Raw genomic sequence first — 19457 nt, 5'->3', positions numbered from 1 at the left:
CCCCTCCCCTCCCCCCCCCCCCGCGGGGGGGGGGGGGGGGGGGGGGGGGGGGGGGGGGGGAAAGGAAAACCAACCCCCCCCCCCCCCCCCCCCGCGGAGGCCCGTCACCGCACCCCAACAGCCCCGCGCAGCGGCCCCGCCCGCCGCAGGCGCAACGGTGGGGGCACCGCGCAAGCGGGCAACAAACGGTGAGAAGCCACCACGGCGGGAAAGCCGAAAGCGTACGGCTACGGCAACGCCAGCATCCGCTCAAGCGCCAACTTGGCGAAGCTCGCCGTCTCCTCATCAACCGAGATCTGGTTGATCACCTTGCCCGCGGCCAGCGACTCCAGCGCCCACACCAGGTGGGGAAGGTCGATCCGGTTCATCGTCGAGCAGAAGCAGACCGTCTTGTCGAGGAAGACGATCTCCTTGTCCTCCGCGGCGAAGCGGTTCGCCAGCCGGCGGACCAGGTTCAGCTCGGTGCCGATGGCCCACTTCGAGCCGCGCGGGGCGGCCTCCAGGGCCTTGATGATGTACTCCGTCGAGCCGACGTAATCCGCCGCCGCCACGACCTCGTGCTTGCACTCGGGGTGGACCAGCACATTGACGTCGGGGATGCGTGCCCGTACGTCGTTCACCGAGTCCAGGGAGAAGCGGCCGTGCACCGAGCAGTGGCCGCGCCACAGGATCATCTTGGCGGCCCGCAGCTCCTCGGCGGTCAGCCCGCCGTTCGGCTTGTGCGGATTGTAGACCACGCAGTCGTCCAGGGACATGCCCATGTCGCGGACGGCGGTGTTGCGGCCCAGGTGCTGGTCGGGCAGGAAGAGGACCTTCTCGCCCTGCTCGAAGGCCCAGTCCAGCGCGCGCTTGGCGTTGGAGGAGGTACAGATCGTGCCGCCGTGCTTGCCCGTGAAGGCCTTGATGTCGGCGGAGGAGTTCATGTACGAGACCGGCACGACCTGTTCGGCGATACCGGCCTCGGTGAGCACGTCCCAGCACTCGGCGACCTGTTCGGCGGTGGCCATGTCGGCCATCGAGCAGCCGGCGGCCAGGTCGGGGAGGATGACCTGCTGGTCGTCGCCGGTGAGGATGTCGGCGGACTCCGCCATGAAGTGCACACCGCAGAAGACGATGTACTCGGCGTCCGGCCGGGCGGCGGCGTCCCGCGCGAGCTTGAAGGAGTCGCCGGTCACATCGGCGAACTCGATGACCTCGTCGCGCTGGTAGTGGTGCCCGAGGACGAAGACCTTGTCCCCGAGCTTCGCCTTGGCCGCGCGGGCGCGCTCGACGAGGTCGGGGTCCGACGGGGCCGGCAGGTCGCCGGGGCACTCCACACCGCGCTCGCTCTTCGGGTCGGCCTCGCGGCCGAGGAGGAGCAGGGCCAGCGGGGTCGGCTGGACGTCCAGGGGCTGGGCGGTGGTCACAACACGCACCCTCTCTTTTCTGCGGGCGGCTCTTGATACAGCCTTTTCGTCTATTTGACGTTATCTATCATAGCTGCTTCACGTCACTTTGACGATGGCCATAGTGTCGATGTGACGCATCAGCACCCCGCCGTGTGCGGTCGGCCACCTGTTCCCGGCGGCCGGTGTGCGAGCATGAGGAGAGAACGACAGGAGAGGCTGCCCCCGGCGGTGTCCGGAAGGCTTCTCGACGAATTGCGCCCAGCCGGAATTTATCCGGGACGTCCCCGGTTGCAGCTGGTTGCAACCGATGACAAGCGGTCCGTACAACCCGGGAGAGATCTAGATGAGCGTTCAGGACGAGACCACCGTCAGCGACGGCATCATCCTGTCCGACGCGGCCGCGTCGAAGGTCAAGAGCCTTCTGGAGCAGGAAGGCCGGGACGACCTCGCGCTGCGGGTGGCCGTGCAGCCCGGCGGCTGCTCCGGCCTGCGCTACCAGCTCTTCTTCGACGAGCGTTCGCTCGACGGCGATGTCGTCAAGGACTTCGACGGCGTCAAGGTCGTCACCGACCGGATGAGCGCCCCCTACCTGGGCGGTGCCTCCATCGACTTCGTCGACACCATCGAGAAGCAGGGCTTCACGATCGACAACCCGAACGCCACCGGCTCCTGCGCCTGCGGCGACTCCTTCAGCTAAGGAGCGCGGGCAGTACACACGGAAGCGGCGCCTCCCCGGGAGGGGGAGCGCCGCTTTCGCTGTGTCCGTCTTTGCCGGGTGCGGCCCGGCGGCATCCGCGGGGCCCGTTACCGCTTCGGCACGGAGTCGCCGCTCGACTCATCGATCACCTTCCGGCCGTCCAGCGGCTTCTCCAGCGTCACGGTCTTGGTGAACTCCTTGGCGATCTTCACGCAGACCTGCCCGGGCTTCTTGTCCTTGCCGACGACCTTGGTCTTCACCGTCGTCGCCGACTCCTGCGCGCTCACCGAGTAGACGCTGCACACCCCGCCCCAGAAGTGCACGGTCAGCTTCTTGCCGCCGTCGCTCACGTCGTACGACTCCAGGGCCATCGCCCCCGGCTTCCCGGACGGCTTGTGCGGCGACTGGTCCGGGCTCTGCGACGCCCCGCCGCCCCGGTGGGCCAGGTACTTCGGGTTCACCGCCGGGTGCGTGACCGTCGAGGCGGTGTCCGGGCCGCTGCCGGCGCCCGGCTGGCGCACCTTGTACAGCCACGACGGCACCAGCGCCTGGCCGCCGTCCACGTACTGCACCGCGAGCCCGAAGACCGCACCGGTCACCTCGGCCGGCGGCTGTGCCTTCGTCGGCGACGGCTCACACGGCGCGATCTTGTCGCCCTTGTCGGTCTTGCCGGCCGGCGTCGAGGGGCAGCCGGCCGGCTTGCGGCCCTCGCCCGAATTCAGCCGGTCCAGCGTCTTGTCGGCGCTCAGCACCGGATAGTCCGCGCCCTTGACCGGGTTCGCCAACTGGCCGCTGCCGCCGACCACCTGACCGTCCGAGCCGACCTGCAGATCGCTCTGCCAGCCGTAGGTCGGCAGCCCGCCGAGCACCGGATTCGCGGTCACGACCCGTACCGCGCCGGACAGCCCGCCCGCGTCGAGCCGGGCGTTCTTCTGGCCGAGCGCCGCCAGCACCGGACGCACCGCCTGCTTGGCCTTCTCCGGCGACACCGCGCCCTTGCCGCTGCTGTCGTCCTCGGTCGTGACGTCCCCGCCGCCGCGGTACGACGGACAGCCCGGCCGGTTCGACGGCGTACCGCCACCGGTCCCGTCCTGGCCGCCCTTCGGCGAGGACGGCAGCGCACAGTTCGTCCCGCCCGGCGTGCCGTACTCCGAGTACGTCCACGCGCCCGAGCCGGTCTTGCTCACCTGGAGGAGGGGGCCGCGGGAGTCCGGCGCCCCGCCCACCTTCCAGCTGGTGCCCTCCGAGCGGACCTTTCCGGCCACATCCAGCGCCTTCGCCAGCCGCTCCACCGACTGCCGGCTGATCTCGCCCTTGGGGCGGTACACCGGTGCTGACGCCGGACCGCCGGGCAGCTTCTTCACCGCCCGGTACTTCGCACCCTGCGGATTGGGCTCACCGGCCGCGATCGAGCCGCCGCCGGTGTAGCCGTCGAGTGCGAGCGGCGGCGGGTCACCCTTGGCCGCGGAGCCCGCGCCGGAGCCCTCACTGCTGGACGCGGACGAGGCCCAGTACGCCGCGCCGCCCCCGGCCAGCAGCACCGCGGCAGCCATCGAGGCGGCCACCAGCGGGGTGCGCCGCTTGCGCTCCTTGGGGTTCGTGTCGGTGCTGTCCTCGGTGTTCACCGCATCGCTCCTTCAGCTCCGCTGAACATCTGACGTGCCATCCTCCATGAGGTGGACGTCGATGGGACGGGGCGGGGGCGTGCGTGGTTCCCCCCGGTACGCGCTGCGGCGGCCGCGGGGCGGACTTCAGTCGCCGTACTCGGACATTCCGTCCACGAGTGCGGCGGAGGAGGAGGGGACCTTGACGCCGTGCAGATCGGCGGTGCGCCCCGGGGTGGGCGCGGAGTGCCGGCCGGCCTTCCAGCGGCCCGCCATCCGCGCGCAGTCGCCGCGCAGCTCGTCGAGCGACTCCGGCTCCTGGGGGTCGGGGGAGGCACCGTGGTGCGGTGTGACGGCTTTCACAGGCTTGGTCATAGGGGCACCGTACGCAGCTGAGTATCGAGGAGAAAGACCTACTATTGGGTAGTTTCAGTGGTTCCAAGTGTCCGGGATGACCGGGTGGTGCGCGACCTCGCGGGGTAGCGTTGCTTCACGTCCGCCCGTCCCTCCGCCTTCCGCAGGAGCAGACCCGTCGTGCGTATCGCAGTCACCGGCTCCATCGCCACCGACCACCTGATGACCTTCCCCGGCCGCTTCGCCGATCAGTTGGTCGCCGACCAGCTGCATACGGTTTCCCTCTCGTTTCTGGTCGACCAGCTCGACGTCCGCCGCGGCGGCGTCGCCCCCAACATCTGCTTCGGCATGGGCCAGCTCGGCATCGAGCCGATCCTGGTCGGCGCCGCGGGCAACGACTTCGAGGAGTATCGCGCCTGGCTCGACCGCCACGGCGTCGACACCCGCTCCGTACGCATCTCCGAGGTGCTGCACACCGCGCGCTTCGTGTGCACCACCGACGCCGACCACAACCAGATCGGCTCCTTCTACACCGGCGCGATGAGCGAGGCCCGGCTGATCGAGCTCCAGCACGTCGCCGAGCGGGTCGGCGGCCTGGACCTCGTCCTGATCGGCGCGGACGACCCCGAGGCGATGATCCGGCACACCGAGGAGTGCCGCACCCGCGGCATCCCCTTCGCCGCCGACTTCTCCCAGCAGATCGCCCGCATGGACGGCGACGCCATCCGCACCCTCATGGAGGGCGCCACCTACCTCTTCTCCAACGAGTACGAGAAGGGTCTGATCGAGTCCAAGACCGGCTGGACCGACGAGGAGATCCTCGCCAAGGTCGGCACCCGCGTCACCACCCTCGGCGCCAACGGCGTCCGCATCGAGCGGGTCGGCGAGCCGACCATCGAGGTCGGCGTCCCGGAGGAGAACGCCAAGGCCGACCCGACCGGCGTCGGCGACGCCTTCCGCGCCGGCTTCCTGTCCGGTCTGGCCTGGGGCGTCGGCCTGGAGCGCGCCGCGCAGATCGGCTGCATGCTGGCGACGCTGGTGATCGAGACCGTCGGCACCCAGGAGTACGAGCTGCACCGCAGCCACTTCATGGACCGCTTCACCAAGGCCTACGGCCACGAGGCCGCCGCCGAGGTCCAGCAGCACCTGGTCTGAACCGCCGGGTCAGGCGCGGCGCCGCACGACATACGCGGCGCCGCGCTCGGCCGGCCGCTCACCCACGTACTCCTGCTCGCGCATGGTGCACCAGGCCGGGATGTCCTGCCGGGCGGCCTCGTCGTCCGCGAGCACCGTCACCGTCCCACCGACCGGCACCTCCACGATCGCCTTCGCCAGCTCGATCACCGGGAGCGGACAGCGCTTGCCGAGCGAGTCGACGACCAGAGCGGCCGGTTCGGCGGAGGGCGCCGACTCCACGGGCTCACCGGCCTCCTCGGCTGCCGCCGCCGGGGCCGTTTCCGGGCTCCCGCCGGCCGTCGCCGCCACCGTCTCCCGCCCCCCGGCCGGGACGCCCAGCCGCTCCCGCACCGAGCGCACCACCGCCGGCAGCACCTCCAGGAAGCGCTCCACCTCGGCCTCAGCCGTGCCGTACGGCAGCGAGACCCGGACATTCCCCTCGGAGAGCACGCCCATCGCGCGCAGCACATGGCTCGGTGTCAGCGTGCTGGACGTGCAGGACGAGCCGGACGACACCGAGAAGCCCGCCCGGTCGAGCTCGTGCAGCAGCGCCTCCCCGTCGACGTAGAGGCAGGAGAAGGTCACGAGGTGGGGGAGGCGGTGCACCGGATCGCCGACCACCTCCACATCGGGGACCAGCTCCGGCACCCGGGCCCGGATCCGGTCCACCAGCTTCCGCAGCCGCGCCGCCTCGGCGGTGGTCTCCGGGCCCGCCCGCAGTGCGCGCAGCGACGCCGCGGCGGCCACGATCGCCGGGATGTTCTCGAACACCGGGCTGCGGCCCGCCTCGCGCTCGTCCCGTGGCCCCTGGGGGGCGAACCGGGTCCCCTTGCGGACCGCGAGCAGCCCCACCCCGGGCGGGCCGCCCCACTTGTGGGCGCTCGCCGCCAGCAGCGACCAGCCACCTGGCACCGGCCCCCAGGGCAGCGACTGCGCGGCGTCCACCAGGAGGGGCACGCCCGCCTCCTGGCAGAGCGCGGCCACCTCCTCGACCGGTTGTTCGGTCCCCACCTCGTGGTTGGCGGACTGGAGGCAGACCAGTGCGGTGTCCGGGCTCAGCGCGGCGGCGACGTCCCCGGCCGCCACCCGGCCCCCGCGGTCCACCGCCAGCTCCGTGCAGCTGCCGCCGGCCGCCGTATGGACCTCGGCGGCATGCAGCACGGCGGAGTGCTCGACGGCGGAGTGCAGCAGCCGGCGGCCGGCACGACGGCGGGCCGCCAGCGCCCCCGAGACTCCCGAGTGCACCGCCTGTGTCCCCGAAGGGGTGAAAACCACCTCGTCCGGGCGGCAGCCCACGGCCTCGGCCGCGGCCTCCCGCGCCGCGTCCAGCAGCAGCCGGGCGCGCCGGCCCTCGCGGTAGAGGCGGGCCGGGTCGGCCCAGCCTTCGTCCAGCGAGGCGAGCAGGGCCTCCCGGGCGACGGGATGCAGCGGGGCGGCGGACGCCGCGTCGAAGTAGGGCACATACGAGACGTTAGTCCCCTCTTTCCGGGGAGCGGGCCGCCCACCCGGCCAAAGGGGAGCACGGACCCCGGTCCCGCGGCGGCGGGGCGGGCCGGCGTCCGCCGGGAGCCGGTGCCGGGCGCGGCGTCAGTTGCCTGGTGAAAGCGGGTAATCGGGGCTTCGGCGGACGTCTCCGGGAGGCCCTGGCCACCCCTTAGGGGTGCGACGCGGCGCGTTGGGCACCCTCCCCGCGCGACCCCAAATAGCGTCCAGTAGGGTTTGGTCCGCATAAACATCCAAACCCCTGCCCGCGCCAGGGCCGGCGACCGACCAGCGAGACGGCCGCAGCCGGTCTCGCGGGCGAGACTCTCGGGAAGGCGCTACGTGAGTCCCAACGGCTCCGACCGCTCGTCGCGGCGCCCGATGCGGCGGAAGCTGCCGCAGGTGCTTGCTGCGGGCCTGGTCCTGGCGACCGCGACTGGTTGCACATATAAGGACTTCCCCCGCCTCGGCATGCCAACGCCCGTCACCGACGAGGCGCCGCGGATCCTCTCTCTTTGGCAGGGCTCCTGGGCCGCCGCCCTCGCAACGGGCGTGCTGGTGTGGGGCCTGATCATCTGGAGCGTGATCTTCCACCGCCGCAGCAGGACCAAGGTGGAGGTCCCCGCGCAGACCCGGTACAACATGCCGATCGAGGCGTTGTACACGATCGTGCCGTTCATCATCATTGCGGTGCTTTTCTACTTCACCGCACGTGATGAGAGCGCACTCCTCAAGACTTCGAAGAAGCCGGACCACGTCGTGAACGTGGTCGGCTTCCAGTGGAGCTGGGCGTTCAACTACCTGGAGAACACGGACGGCGACAAGTCGACGTCGGCCATCGACTCCCCGGCGCTCAAGGCGATCCCGGACAAGTGGAAGAAGACCGCGCCGGCTGGTGCCGACGGTGTCTACGACACGGGCACCCCGGGTACGCGTAACCCGCAGACCGGCAACCCCGGTCCGACCCTGTGGCTGCCGAAGGGCGAGACGGTTCAGTTCGTGCTGACCTCTCGTGACGTCATCCACTCCTTCTGGGTGGTGCCGTTCCTGATGAAGCAGGACGTCATCCCGGGCCACACCAATGTCTTCGAGGTGACTCCCAACAAGGAGGGCACCTTCATGGGCAAGTGCGCCGAGCTCTGCGGTGTCGACCACTCCCGGATGCTCTTCAACGTCAAGGTTGTCTCCCCCGAGCGGTACCAGGAGCACCTCAAGGACCTGGCGAAGAAGGGCCAGACCGGATACCTGCCGTCGGGCATTGAGCAGACGGATCACGCCAGGAATGCGGAGACCAAGAACCAGTGAGCATCCTCAACGAACCTCAGGGTGCCGCCGCCGATACGGCTCCGGCAGCACCGCCCGTACGCAAGAAGCAACCCGGCATCGCTGTCGTGAAGTGGCTGACGACCACTGACCACAAGACCATCGGCACGATGTACCTGGTCACGTCGTTCGCGTTCTTCTGCGTCGGCGGCCTGATGGCGCTGCTCATGCGCGCCGAGCTGGCCCGTCCCGGCACGCAGATCATGTCGAACGAGCAGTTCAACCAGGCGTTCACGATGCACGGCACGATCATGCTGCTGATGTTCGCGACGCCGCTGTTCGCCGGATTCGCGAACTGGATCATGCCGCTCCAGATCGGCGCGCCCGACGTGGCGTTCCCGCGGCTGAACATGTTCGCCTACTGGCTCTACCTGTTCGGCTCGCTGATCGCGGTGGCCGGCTTCCTCACCCCGCAGGGTGCGGCCGACTTCGGCTGGTTCGCCTACTCCCCGCTGTCGGACGCGGTCCGCTCGCCGGGCGTCGGCGCCGACATGTGGATCATGGGTCTGGCCTTCTCCGGCTTCGGCACGATCCTCGGTTCGGTCAACTTCATCACCACGATCATCTGCATGCGCGCCCCTGGCATGACGATGTTCCGGATGCCGATCTTCACCTGGAACGTGCTGCTGACCGGTGTGCTGGTCCTGCTGGCCTTCCCGGTGCTGGCGGCGGCGCTGTTCGCGCTGGAGGCGGACCGTAAATTCGGTGCGCATGTCTTCGACGCGGCCAATGGCGGGGCGCTGCTGTGGCAGCACCTCTTCTGGTTCTTCGGTCATCCCGAGGTGTACATCATCGCGCTGCCGTTCTTCGGCATCATTTCCGAGGTCATTCCGGTGTTCTCGCGGAAGCCGATGTTCGGTTACATCGGTCTGATCGCGGCGACGATTTCGATTGCCGGTCTTTCGGTCACGGTGTGGGCGCACCACATGTATGTGACGGGCGGCGTGCTGTTGCCGTTCTTCTCGTTCATGACGTTCCTGATCGCGGTGCCGACCGGTGTGAAGTTCTTCAACTGGATCGGCACGATGTGGAAGGGCTCGCTGTCCTTCGAGACGCCGATGCTCTGGGCGATCGGCTTCCTGATCACCTTCACCTTCGGTGGTCTGACCGGTGTCATCCTGGCCTCGCCGCCGATGGACTTCCACATCTCCGACTCGTACTTCGTCGTGGCGCACTTCCACTACGTGGTGTTCGGTACGGTCGTCTTCGCGATGTTCTGCGGCTTCCACTTCTGGTGGCCGAAGTTCACCGGCAAGATGCTGGACGAGCGGCTCGGCAAGATCACGTTCTGGACGCTGTTCATCGGCTTCCACGGCACGTTCCTCGTCCAGCACTGGCTGGGTGCCGAGGGCATGCCGCGTCGTTACGCGGACTACCTCGCGGCCGACGGCTTCACGGCGCTGAACACCATCTCGACGATCAGCTCGTTCCTGCTGGGCCTGTCGATCCTGCCGTTCATGTACAACGTCTGGAAGACGGCCAAGTACGGCGAGAAGATCGAGGTCGACGACCCCTGGGGCTACGGCCGCTCGCTGGAGTGGGCGACGTCCTGCCCGCCGCCGCGGCACAACTTCCTCACCCTGCCGCGTATTCGCTCCGAATCCCCGGCGTTCGACCTGCACCACCCGGAGATCGCAGCTCTGGACGCGCTGCACAACGGCCGCGCCACTGAGGACGACAAGAGCCTCGCCGGCGGCAAGGAGGCGGGCAAGTGAAGATCCAGGGCAAGATGTTCATCTGGCTCTCCGTCTTCGTCCTCGCCATGGCGATCGTCTATGGCGTCTGGTCGAAGGAGCCGGCGGGTACCACCGCACTGTTCCTCGCCTTCGGCCTGTGCATCATGGTCGGCTACTACCTGGCCTTCACGGCCCGGCGGGTCGACGCGGGTGCGCAGGACAACGAGAACGCCGAGGTCTCGGACGACGCCGGTGAGCTGGGCTTCTTCAGCCCGCACAGCTGGCAGCCGCTGTCCCTGGCCGTCGGTGGCGCGCTCGCCTTCCTGGGCGTCGTCTTCGGCTGGTGGCTGCTGTACTTCTCCCTGCCGGTGATCCTCGTGGGTCTCTTCGGCTGGGTCTTCGAGTACTACCACGGCGAGAACCGCACGCAGTAACGGCACACAGCTGCCGTCGGGCGGGCCCGGACACCTCAACAGGTGTCCGGGCCCGCCGCTTTTGGTGGCGCGGGCCAGACCCGTTTGCAGTCCTCCAGCGCGCTGGGACAGGTGATTCTTCATATTTTTGGGGCATGAGTCACAGACCTCGAACCCGGACGGTGCTGAGCTGCGGCCTCCTGCTCGTGCCCCTTGCGGTGAGCGCCACCGCGTGCGGGGGCTCGGATTCGGAAGCGCTCTCCGCCAATCCCTACGACGCGGCCGACCAGATCTCGGCCAACACCCCGGACGGCAACAAGAAGGCGGACCCCGACAAGCCGCTTGAGGTGTCCGTCAACGGGGACGACGCGCGCATCACCGACGTCACGGCCACCGATTCCACCGGCCGCTTCGTCCACGGCGAGCTGAGCGCCGACGGCAGGCACTGGCGCACCACCGCGCCGCTGGCCGCCGGCTCCCGCTACACGGTGCGGGTGAGCACCGAGGAGGACGGTGAGCCCGGCCGCAAGACGCTCGTGGTCAACACCCAGGAGGCGGACGGCCAGTTGACGGCCGCCTTCGGGCCGGAGGCCGGCGAGTACGGCGTCGGCCAGCCGGTCACCGCGGAGCTGAGCCAGCCCGTCAAGGACCCGAAGGCCCGCGCCATCGTGGAGAGCGCCCTGAAGGTCGACTCCATGCCGCGGGTGGAGGGCTCCTGGCACTGGGTGGACGACAAGAAGCTGCACTTCCGCCCGAAGGAGTACTGGCCCGCCCACGCCACGATCTCGGTGCACAGCAACCTGGCGGGCCTGAAGATCGCGAAGGGGCTCTACGGCGGCCCGTCCAAGCCCGTGAAGCTCACCACCGGCGACCGGGTGGAGGCGATCACCGACGCGGGCACGCACCAGCTCACGGTGTGGCGCAACGGCGAGTCGATCAAGACCATCCCGGTGACCACCGGCAAGCCCGGCTTCTCCACCCGCAACGGCATCAAGGTCGTCCTCGGCAAGGAGAGCTTCGTACGGATGCGCAGCTCGACCGTCGGCATCGCCGCCGGGAGCGGGGACTCCTACGACCTGCCGGTCTACTGGGCCACCCGGGTGACCTGGAGCGGCGAGTACGTCCACGCCGCACCCTGGTCCGTCGGATCGCAGGGCGCGGCGAACGTCAGCCACGGCTGTACGGGCATGTCCACGGGCAACGCCCAGTGGTTCTTCAACACCGTGCGGGTCGGCGACATCGTCAGGGTCCTCAACAGCGGCGGCGAGATGATGACGCCGTTCGGCAACGGCTTCGGTGACTGGAACATGCCCTGGAAGGAATGGCGGGACGGCAGCGCGCTGAAGAACAAGGCGTCCAGCACCACAGGAGCGGCCGAGCGGGAGCAGAACCCGGTCGGCGAGGCCCGGCTGCGCCCGCGGATCTGAGCGCCGCCCAGCAGGCCGCTCAGGCCTGTACGAGGTTCCTGCGGCGCAGCAGCCCGGCCAGGGTGTCGGCGAAGGCCACCGGGTCCAGCGGATGGGTCACCGCGGCGTCCGCCCGGCTCCAGGTGGCCAGCCAGGCGTCCTGCGGGCGGCCGATCAGCAGCAGCACCGGCGGACACCGGTAGATCTCGTCCTTGATCTGCCGGCAGACGCCCATACCGCCCGCGGGCGCGGTCTCGCCGTCCAGGACGCAGACGTCGATACCGCCCTGCTCCAGGGCCGTCAGGACGGCCGGTGCGGTGGCGCACTCCAGGATCTCGATCTGCGGGGCATCGGCGGCGGGGCGCCGTCCGGCCGCCAGCCGGACCTGCTCGCGGGTGTTGGCGTTGTCGCTGTAGACCAGCACCGTGGCAGTCGCCTGCATCGTTCCTCCACGCTTCGTAGCGGCACAGCATCGGGTGGGGCGGATGCTACTCCCGCAAGGGGCGCCGGCAGGAGGGGTTGACCGGATCCAAGATCTGCCCGACGGCCCGTCAGGACCGGCGCCGGCGGGCCCGTGGCACGGCGACCGGACGGCGGCGTCCCTCCTTCGAGCGACCGCCGGAACCGTCCGTACGAGCAGCGCATACGTCCTTGACACACCGAACGGCACCCCCCGGAGTGAGGGCGGGATAAGCGACCGACATAATGTCGGTCGTGGCGACAGCAACGACAGTAGAAACCGGGCACGCGCACCCGTCGGTCAATCGGCCGAACCTCACCAGCGTCGGAACCATCATCTGGCTGAGTTCCGAGCTGATGTTCTTCGCGGCCCTCTTCGCGATGTACTTCACCCTTCGATCGGTGACCGGATCCGAGTATTGGAAGGAATCCGCCAGTGCGCTGAATCTTCCGTTCTCCGCGACCAACACCACGATCCTGGTGCTCAGCTCTCTGACCTGCCAGCTCGGCGTGTTCGCCGCCGAGCGCGGGGACGTCAAGAAGCTCCGGGCCTGGTTCGTGGTCACCTTCGTCATGGGTGCGATCTTCATCGGCGGTCAGGTCTTCGAGTACACGGAGCTGGTCAAGCACGAGGGCCTGTCGCTCTCGTCCGGCCCGTACGGCTCGGTGTTCTACCTGACCACCGGTTTCCACGGACTGCATGTGACGGGCGGTCTGATCGCCTTCCTGCTGGTCCTGGGCAGGACGTACGCGGCCAAGAGGTTCACCCACACGCAGGCCACCGCGGCCATCGTCGTGTCCTACTACTGGCACTTCGTCGATGTCGTCTGGATCGGCCTCTTCGCCACGATCTACCTGATCAAGTAGTCGGGATCCATACCGGCTCGTATCAGACAGACATATCCAAAGCATCGACGCAGAAGATCCTGACACCGGGGTAATCCGTGAAAAAGCTCTCCGCACGACGGCGCCATCCGCTGGCGGCGCTCGTCGTCCTACTCTTCGCGCTGGCGGTCACTGGGGGGCTGTACGCCGCGTTCGCGCCGGCGGACAAGGCTCAGGCCGATGACACCGCCCAGTCTCTTGCCATCAAGGAGGGCAAGAAGCTCTTCGCCGTGGGCTGCGCCAGCTGCCACGGCACCGGCGGTCAGGGCACCTCCGACGGCCCCAGCCTGGTCGGCGTCGGCGCCGCAGCCGTGGACTTCCAGGTGGGCACCGGCCGGATGCCGGCCCAGCAGCCCGGCGCCCAGGTGCCGCGGAAGAAGAACATCTACACCAACGCCCAGATCGACCAGCTCGCGGCCTACGTCGCCTCGCTGGGCGCCGGCCCGACCGTGCCGGACAAGGAGCAGTACAGCCCCGACGGTGCCAACATCGGCAAGGGTGGCGAGCTGTTCCGCACCAACTGCGCGCAGTGCCACAACTTCACCGGTAAGGGCGGCGCCCTGACCGATGGCAAGTACGCGCCGACGCTTGAGGGCGTGAACCCGAAGCACATCTACGAGGCCATGGAAACCGGCCCGCAGAACATGCCCTCCTTCGGTGACGGTTCGCTGTCGAAGCAGAACAAGAAGGACATCATCGCGTACCTCGGCGCCGTCAACGGCGATGAATCCGAGAGCCCCGGCGGCCTCGACCTCGGCGGTCTCGGTCCGGTCAGTGAGGGTCTCTTCGGTTACATCTTCGGCCTGGGCGCGCTGATCGCGGTCGCCATCTGGGTCGCAGCCCGGACTACGAAGGCCAAGAAGTCATGAGTGAGACTGGACGACACGAAGACGTGCCAGAAGAAACCCTTCCCGGTGAGCGGGAGACGGCTCACGAAGGTGCGGTGACCACGGCGGAGAACCCGTTCGCCGACCCGGGTCTGCCGCCCCACGAGCACCGTGCCCAGGACATCGACGACCGGGCCGCCAGGCGCTCCGAGCGCACCGTGGCGCTTCTCTTCGTCGTGTCCATGATCGCCACGGTCGCCTTCATCGCCTCGTACGTGGCGATCCCGATCGAGCAGAACGTCTACATCTGGCCGCTCGGTCACATCAGCGCGCTGAACTTCGCGCTCGGTCTGACGCTGGGCGCGGCGCTCTTCTGCATCGGCGCCGGTGCGGTCCACTGGGCCCGCACGCTGATGTCGGACGAGGAGGTCGCCGACGAGCGCCACCCGATCGAGGCGGCGCCGGAGGTCAAGGCCAAGGTCATGGCGGACTTCGCCCAGGGGGCGAAGGAGTCGCAGGTCGGCCGCCGCAAGCTGATCCGCAACACGATGTTCGGCGCGCTGGCCCTGGTGCCGCTCTCCGGTGTGGTGCTGCTGCGTGACCTCGGGCCGCTGCCCGGGAACAAGCTGCGCACCACGAACTGGAAGAAGGGCGTCCGCCTGGTCAACCAGTCCACCAACCTCCCGCTGCGTCCCGAGGACATCGCGGTCGGCTCCCTGACGTTCGCCATGCCGGAGGGCCTGGAGGAGCACGACGAGGAGTTCGCTCAGGAGATCGCCAAGGACGCCCTGATGCTCGTGCGGATCCAGCCGCAGAACATCAAGGACAAGCACGAGCTGTCCTGGTCGCACGAGGGCATCGTGGCGTACTCGAAGATCTGCACCCACGTGGGTTGCCCGATCAGCCTGTACGAGCAGCAGACACACCACGTGCTCTGCCCCTGCCACCAGTCGACGTTCGACCTCTCTGACGGCGGTCGGGTGATCTTCGGTCCGGCCGGACACGCCCTGCCGCAGCTGCACATCACAGAGAAGGACGGCTTCCTGGAGGCCGCAAGCGGCTTCGAGGAGCCCGTCGGCCCGAGCTTCTGGGAGCGCGGATGAGTAACGAGACGAGCGCGACCAACCCGCGCCGTGGCCAGGCGCCACGGGGCGAGCGGATCGCCGACTGGGCGGACGGCCGGCTGGGCATCTACAGCCTGGCCAAGTCCAACATGCGCAAGATCTTCCCGGACCACTGGTCCTTCATGCTGGGTGAGGTCGCGCTTTACAGCTTCATCATCATCATCCTGACCGGTGTCTATCTGACGCTGTTCTTCCACCCGAGCATGGCCGAGGTGACCTATCACGGTTCCTACGTGCCCATGCAGGGGGTCCGGATGACGCAGGCCTTCGAGTCGACGCTGGACATCAGCTTCGACGTGCGCGGTGGTCTGCTGATCCGCCAGATCCACCACTGGGCCGCGCTGGTCTTCCTGGCCGCGATGATGGTCCACATGATGCGGGTGTTCTTCACCGGCGCCTTCCGCAAGCCGCGCGAGGTCAACTGGCTGTTCGGCTTCCTGCTGCTGGTGCTGGGCATGTTCACCGGCTTCACCGGCTACTCGCTCCCCGACGACCTGCTCTCCGGCACCGGTGTGCGGTTCATCGAGGGCGTCATCCTGGCGATGCCGCTGGTCGGTTCGTACCTGCAGTTCTTCATCTTCGGCGGGGAGTTCCCGGGGCACGACATCATCCCGCGGTTCTTCACGGTGCACGTCCTGCTGCTGCCGGGCATCATGCTCGGCCTGCTGGTGGCGCACCTGATCCTGGTCTTCTACCACAAGCACACCCAGTTCCCGGGTGCCGGCAAGACCAACAACAACGTCGTGGGCATGCCGCTGCTGCCGGTCTACATGGCCAAGGCCGGAGGCTTCTTCTTCCTGGTCTTCGGTGTGATCTCGGTGATCGCCGCGATCGCCAGCATCAACCCGGTGTGGGCGATCGGCCCCTACCGGCCCGACCAGGTCTCCACCGGCGCCCAGCCCGACTGGTACATGGGCTTCGCCGAGGGTCTGGTGCGTGTCATGCCGGGCTGGGAGTGGAACTTCTGGGGCCACACCCTCAACTTCGGTGTGCTGATCCCGATCCTGGTCTTCCCGCTGGTCCTGGTCGCGATCGCGGTCTACCCGTTCATCGAGTCCTGGGTCAAGGGCGACAAGCGCGAGCACCACATCCTGGACCGCCCGCGCAACGTCCCGACCCGTACCGGCTTCGGTGTCGCCTGGCTCGTCGCGTACTTCGTGATGCTGATCGGTGGCGGTAACGACCTGTGGGCGACGCACTTCCACCTGTCGATCAACTCGATCACCTGGTTCGTGCGGATCGCGTTCTTCGTCGGACCGGTGCTGGCCTTCATCGCCACCAAGCGGATCTGCCTGGGGCTCCAGCGTCGCGACAAGGACAAGGTGCTGCACGGCCGCGAGTCCGGCATCATCAAGCGCCTGCCGCACGGTGAGTTCATCGAGGTCCACGAGCCGCTCGACCAGGAGCAGCTGCACCTGCTCACGCAGCACGAGCAGCCCGCGCCGCTGGAGCTCGGCCCGGAGGTCGACGAGAACGGTGTGGAGCGCAAGCTGTCGCGTTCGCAGAAGCTGCGCGCCAAGCTCTCCAAGGCCTACTACGGCGAGGACAACGTCATCCCGAAGGCCACGGTCGAGGAGTACAAGGAGATCACCAGCGGCCACGGCCACCACTGATCACCGCAGCGCTTCCTAGCGCACCGTAGGTAGTACGCCACCCAGAGGGCCCCGTCCGGTGATCGGACGGGGCCCTCCGGCGTGCCCGTTGGCTCGATAGGGTGACGGCATAAGCAGGAGACAATCCAGGAGAGTGGACCATGAACGTTGTGACCCCGGTTGGCGGCGACAGCGTGGCGGCCCAGACCTGGCCCGAGCTCCTCAACGCCCTGCTCGCCGGCCGTGACCTCAGCGCGGACGACACCGCCTGGGCGATGGACAAGATCATGCGGGGCGAGGCCGGCGACGCCCAGATCGCCGGGTTCGCGGTGGCCCTGCGCGCCAAGGGCGAGACCGTCGCGGAGATCTCCGGGCTCGTCCGCACCATGTACGAGCACGCCCGGCTGATCGAGGTCCCCGGCCCCAGCGTCGACATCGTCGGCACCGGCGGCGACGGCGCCAAGACCGTCAACATCTCCACGATGTCCTCGATCGTCGTCGCCGGCACCGGCGCCAAGGTCGTCAAGCACGGCAACCGCGCCGCCTCCTCCGCCAGCGGCGCCTCCGACGTCCTGGAGAAGCTCGGGGTCAATCTCGACCTCACCCCGCAGCGGGTCACCGAGGTCGCCCGGGAAGCGGGCATCACCTTCTGCTTCGCGGTGAAGTTCCACCCCGCGCTGCGGCACGTCGCCAACGCGCGGGCCCAGCTCGGCATCCGTACGACCTTCAATGTGCTCGGCCCGCTGACCAACCCCGCGAAGGTCCGCGCCCAGGCGACCGGTGTCGCGGACGCCCGGATGGCGCCGATCCTGGCCGGGGTGCTCGCCGAGCGCGGCTCGTCGGCGCTGGTGTTCCGGGGCGACGACGGCCTGGACGAGCTGACCACGACCGCGACCTCGCGGGTCTGGATCGTCCGCGACGGCACGGTCCGCGAGGAGGCCTTCGACCCCCGCGACGTCGGCATCCCCCTCGTCCCCGTCGAGGCGCTGCGCGGGGCGGACGCCTCGTACAACGCGGATGTGGCCCGCCGGCTGCTGGACGGGGAGACCGGACCGGTGCGCGACGCGGTGCTGCTGAACTCCGCGGCGGCGCTGGTCGCGCTGGAGCCGGCGGACGCTCCGCTGGCCGAGCAGATCCGGGCCGGGATCGAGCGGGCCGCCGCGTCGATCGACTCCGGGGCGGCCAAGCGGGCGCTGGAGCGCTGGGTGGCGGCCAGCAACACATGAGCGAGCGGTGACGCAGGGTGTGACGCAAGGCTCAGTCCGTCATACGGACCGGGCCTTGCGCCTCTTTGCCCGTGTGGCATGATTCTGCCCAGGTCACGAGTGACAGCGATGCAGGCCCCGGCCCGCTGTCCGGCAACCCTCCTTCCGTGGCGGGGTGCCCCGGGTGATGACCAGGCCGTAGGCAGCGAGGTCTGCGGCAAGCGCGGATCCCTCGCCAGGGATCCTGGTCCCCGAGGGAGAACTTCCGTGAATCAGCGAATGCGATAGGGCCCGACGGCCCCTTTTCCGCATCCCTTTTTCTTTTCCCGCCGCGGTTGCCCCGGCGCGCCTTCGCGCCCCCGCCCGCAGCGAATTCGCTTACCTCTTACGGGAGTTCGCCATGTCTGGTTCCGCCGTTGCCGCCGACCGTTCCGTTTGTGCCCCGCTGCCGGTTCTCGGCCGGGATGTCCTCGTCCCGCTCGTGACCGGTGGCGAGGTCGACTACGCCGCGCTGGACTACGCCGCCAGCGCCCCCGCGCTCCAGCGGGTCTGGGACGACGTGGCGGCCTACGCCCCGTACTACGGCAGCGTGCACCGCGGCGCCGGATACCTCTCGCAGCTGTCCACCGACCTCTTCGAGAACAGCCGCCGCACGATTGAGGAGTTCCTCGGCTGCCGGGCCGAAGGGGGCCCGGGCGAAGCCCGGTCCGGCAAGGGCGGTGGCGGGCGACGGGAGGGCGACCAGGTCGTCTTCACCCGCTCCACCACCGACTCGCTGAACCTGCTCGCGTCCGTACTCCCCGAGAACACCCGGGTGTTCGTCTTCGAGACCGAGCACCACGCCTCGCTGCTGCCGTGGGAGCAGCGCCCGGACACCACGGTGACCTACCTCAACGCGCCCCGGACCCCGCAGCAGGCCGTGGACACCCTGGAGAAGGCGCTGGCCACGCGCGAGCCCTACGGCCCGGCGCTGGTATGCGTGACCGGTGCGTCGAATGTGACCGGTGAGTTGTGGCCGGTGCGGGAGCTGGCGGCCGCCGCGCACGCCCACGGCGCCCGGATCGTGCTGGACGCCGCGCAGCTCGTGCCGCACCACCCGGTGAACCTCGGCGAGCTGGACGTGGACTGGGTCGCCTTCTCCGGACACAAGCTCTACGCGCCGTTCGGCGCCGGGGTGCTGGCCGGCCGCGCGGACTGGCTGCGGGACGCCGCCCCGTACCTGGCCGGCGGCGGCGCCAGCCGCAAGGTCTCCCGCCGCACCGACGGCGGGGTGGACGTCGAGTGGCACACCACCGCGGCCCGGCACGAGGCCGGTTCGCCCAACGTCATCGGCGCCTACGCCATCGCCTCGGCCTGCCGGGCACTCGCCGAGGCCGGCTTCGACGGCCTGGTCGCCCGCGAACAGGAGCTGATCGCCCGCCTCCGCACCGGCCTGGCCGAGGTACCCGAGGTGAACGTGCTCTCCCTCTTCGGCGACGACGCGGCACGCGTCGGCGTCCTCTCCTTCGTCGTCGAGGGCTGGAACAGCTCCCACTTCGCCGCCGCGCTGTCGGCCGAGTACGGCATCGGCGTCCGCGACGGCCTCTTCTGCGCCCACCCCCTCGTCCGCACCCTCCTGGGCAGCGCCCCCCAGGACCCCGGCGAGTGCGGCGCCCCCGACGCGGCCCCCGGCGAGAAGTCCCTCAACGCCATCCGCGTCAGCCTGGGCGTGGGCACACCGGATGAGCACATCGACCGCTTTCTCCGCGCGGTCAAGGAACTGGTGACGAACGGGGCCCGCTGGAACTACCGCACCGAAGCCGGGCGTTGCGTGCCGGCTTAATTCCCACGTTTTCGGCCTCCCCGC

At 69.2% G+C, this 19457-nt stretch carries 17 protein-coding genes and 1 riboswitch; of the genes, 12 read left to right on the top strand and 5 right to left on the bottom strand.

From position 1 onward, the window contains the following. Positions 1-227: 227 nt before the first annotated feature. Positions 228-1415, bottom strand: coding sequence for a quinolinate synthase NadA (nadA, locus tag ACZ4XD_RS19030; RefSeq protein ID WP_468043484.1), 1188 nt, complete (start codon positions 1413-1415; stop codon positions 228-230). A gap of 316 nt (positions 1416-1731) precedes the next feature. On the opposite strand from nadA, the gene erpA reads away from it, so the two are divergent. Then, entirely contained in the window at positions 1732-2085 is a 354-nt protein-coding gene (erpA, locus tag ACZ4XD_RS19025) for an iron-sulfur cluster insertion protein ErpA (RefSeq protein ID WP_006606077.1), read from the top strand. A 107-nt stretch (positions 2086-2192) separates the two neighbouring features. On the opposite strand, the gene ACZ4XD_RS19020 is transcribed toward erpA, so the two are convergent. Together ACZ4XD_RS19020 and ACZ4XD_RS19015 are read right to left on the bottom strand one after the other, a co-directional pair. Beyond that, positions 2193-3710: a hypothetical protein gene (locus ACZ4XD_RS19020; RefSeq protein WP_468043482.1), complete on the bottom strand. Its 1518-nt coding sequence runs from the start codon at positions 3708-3710 to the stop codon at positions 2193-2195. A gap of 126 nt (positions 3711-3836) precedes the next feature. Then, positions 3837-4064: a hypothetical protein gene (locus ACZ4XD_RS19015; RefSeq protein ID WP_468043480.1), complete on the bottom strand. Its 228-nt coding sequence runs from the start codon at positions 4062-4064 to the stop codon at positions 3837-3839. 159 nt (positions 4065-4223) lie between these two features. Here ACZ4XD_RS19015 and ACZ4XD_RS19010 point away from each other — a divergent pair, with 159 nt between their 5' ends. Continuing rightward, positions 4224-5198: a carbohydrate kinase family protein gene (locus ACZ4XD_RS19010; protein ID WP_468043478.1), complete on the top strand. Its 975-nt coding sequence runs from the start codon at positions 4224-4226 to the stop codon at positions 5196-5198. A gap of 9 nt (positions 5199-5207) precedes the next feature. Here the strand turns inward: ACZ4XD_RS19010 and ACZ4XD_RS19005 are convergent, their stop codons facing one another. Next, complete coding sequence (locus tag ACZ4XD_RS19005) at positions 5208-6680, bottom strand: aminotransferase class V-fold PLP-dependent enzyme (protein ID WP_468043476.1); 1473 nt, start codon at positions 6678-6680, stop codon at positions 5208-5210. 363 nt (positions 6681-7043) lie between these two features. On the opposite strand from ACZ4XD_RS19005, the gene ctaC reads away from it, so the two are divergent. From ctaC to ACZ4XD_RS18985, 4 genes are all read left to right on the top strand, one after another. Further along, positions 7044-8006 carry an aa3-type cytochrome oxidase subunit II gene (ctaC, locus tag ACZ4XD_RS19000; RefSeq protein ID WP_468043474.1) on the top strand — a complete coding sequence of 321 codons (963 nt, stop codon included), beginning with the start codon at positions 7044-7046 and terminating at the stop codon, positions 8004-8006. Continuing rightward, entirely contained in the window at positions 8003-9739 is a 1737-nt protein-coding gene (ctaD, locus tag ACZ4XD_RS18995; RefSeq protein WP_468043472.1) for an aa3-type cytochrome oxidase subunit I, read from the top strand. The genes ctaC and ctaD overlap by 4 nt, the downstream gene beginning before the upstream one ends. Continuing rightward, positions 9736-10134, top strand: coding sequence for a cytochrome c oxidase subunit 4 (locus tag ACZ4XD_RS18990; protein ID WP_042161924.1), 399 nt, complete (start codon positions 9736-9738; stop codon positions 10132-10134). The genes ctaD and ACZ4XD_RS18990 overlap by 4 nt, the downstream gene beginning before the upstream one ends. 134 nt (positions 10135-10268) lie before the next feature. Further along, positions 10269-11540, top strand: a complete 1272-nt coding sequence (locus ACZ4XD_RS18985) for a L,D-transpeptidase (protein ID WP_468043469.1) — start codon at positions 10269-10271, stop codon at positions 11538-11540. A gap of 19 nt (positions 11541-11559) precedes the next feature. On the opposite strand, the gene ACZ4XD_RS18980 is transcribed toward ACZ4XD_RS18985, so the two are convergent. Then, the gene (locus tag ACZ4XD_RS18980) at positions 11560-11961 is read right to left on the bottom strand and encodes a DNA-binding transcriptional response regulator (protein ID WP_042161926.1); all 402 of its coding nucleotides are present in this window, start codon (positions 11959-11961) and stop codon (positions 11560-11562) included. Positions 11962-12224: 263 nt separating this feature from the next. Here ACZ4XD_RS18980 and ctaE point away from each other — a divergent pair, with 263 nt between their 5' ends. The 6 genes from ctaE (at position 12225) to ACZ4XD_RS18950 (ending at position 19433) form a co-directional block, all read left to right on the top strand. Next, positions 12225-12845 carry an aa3-type cytochrome oxidase subunit III gene (ctaE, locus tag ACZ4XD_RS18975; RefSeq protein WP_387247357.1) on the top strand — a complete coding sequence of 207 codons (621 nt, stop codon included), beginning with the start codon at positions 12225-12227 and terminating at the stop codon, positions 12843-12845. Between the two features lie 77 nt (positions 12846-12922). Beyond that, on the top strand, positions 12923-13732 hold the full coding sequence (qcrC, locus tag ACZ4XD_RS18970; protein ID WP_468043467.1) for a cytochrome bc1 complex diheme cytochrome c subunit: 810 nt from the start codon (positions 12923-12925) through the stop codon (positions 13730-13732). Next, a complete protein-coding gene (gene qcrA, locus ACZ4XD_RS18965; RefSeq protein ID WP_468043465.1) occupies positions 13729-14793 on the top strand; it encodes a cytochrome bc1 complex Rieske iron-sulfur subunit in 1065 nt (354 codons plus the stop codon). Before qcrC ends, qcrA begins: the two co-directional genes overlap by 4 nt. After that, on the top strand, positions 14790-16427 hold the full coding sequence (qcrB, locus tag ACZ4XD_RS18960) for a cytochrome bc1 complex cytochrome b subunit (protein ID WP_468043463.1): 1638 nt from the start codon (positions 14790-14792) through the stop codon (positions 16425-16427). The genes qcrA and qcrB overlap by 4 nt, the downstream gene beginning before the upstream one ends. Positions 16428-16567: 140 nt before the next feature. Further along, on the top strand, positions 16568-17632 hold the full coding sequence (gene trpD, locus ACZ4XD_RS18955; RefSeq protein WP_468043461.1) for an anthranilate phosphoribosyltransferase: 1065 nt from the start codon (positions 16568-16570) through the stop codon (positions 17630-17632). A 91-nt stretch (positions 17633-17723) separates the two neighbouring features. Then, positions 17724-17841, top strand: a riboswitch (SAM riboswitch). A gap of 170 nt (positions 17842-18011) precedes the next feature. Beyond that, positions 18012-19433: an aminotransferase class V-fold PLP-dependent enzyme gene (locus tag ACZ4XD_RS18950; RefSeq protein ID WP_468043459.1), complete on the top strand. Its 1422-nt coding sequence runs from the start codon at positions 18012-18014 to the stop codon at positions 19431-19433. The last annotated feature ends 24 nt before the right edge of the window (positions 19434-19457 follow it).

The sequence above is a fragment of the Streptomyces sp. NPDC029466 genome (assembly GCF_055574515.1).
This window is presented reverse-complemented; position numbering and strand designations above follow the sequence as displayed.

Bases quoted from the DNA above. Each gene is read 5' to 3' on its own strand.
- qcrA (WP_468043465.1), top strand. From the start codon at position 13,729: ATGAGTGAGACTGGACGACACGAAGACGTGCCAGAAGAAACCCTTCCC.
- ACZ4XD_RS18985 (WP_468043469.1), top strand. From the start codon at position 10,269: ATGAGTCACAGACCTCGAACCCGGACGGTGCTGAGCTGCGGCCTCCTG.
- qcrB (WP_468043463.1), top strand. From the start codon at position 14,790: ATGAGTAACGAGACGAGCGCGACCAACCCGCGCCGTGGCCAGGCGCCA.
- ctaE (WP_387247357.1), top strand. From the start codon at position 12,225: ATGTCGGTCGTGGCGACAGCAACGACAGTAGAAACCGGGCACGCGCAC.
- ACZ4XD_RS19015 (WP_468043480.1), bottom strand. From the start codon at position 4,064: ATGACCAAGCCTGTGAAAGCCGTCACACCGCACCACGGTGCCTCCCCC.
- erpA (WP_006606077.1), top strand. From the start codon at position 1,732: ATGAGCGTTCAGGACGAGACCACCGTCAGCGACGGCATCATCCTGTCC.
- ACZ4XD_RS18980 (WP_042161926.1), bottom strand. From the start codon at position 11,961: ATGCAGGCGACTGCCACGGTGCTGGTCTACAGCGACAACGCCAACACC.
- ACZ4XD_RS18950 (WP_468043459.1), top strand. From the start codon at position 18,012: ATGTCTGGTTCCGCCGTTGCCGCCGACCGTTCCGTTTGTGCCCCGCTG.
- trpD (WP_468043461.1), top strand. From the start codon at position 16,568: ATGAACGTTGTGACCCCGGTTGGCGGCGACAGCGTGGCGGCCCAGACC.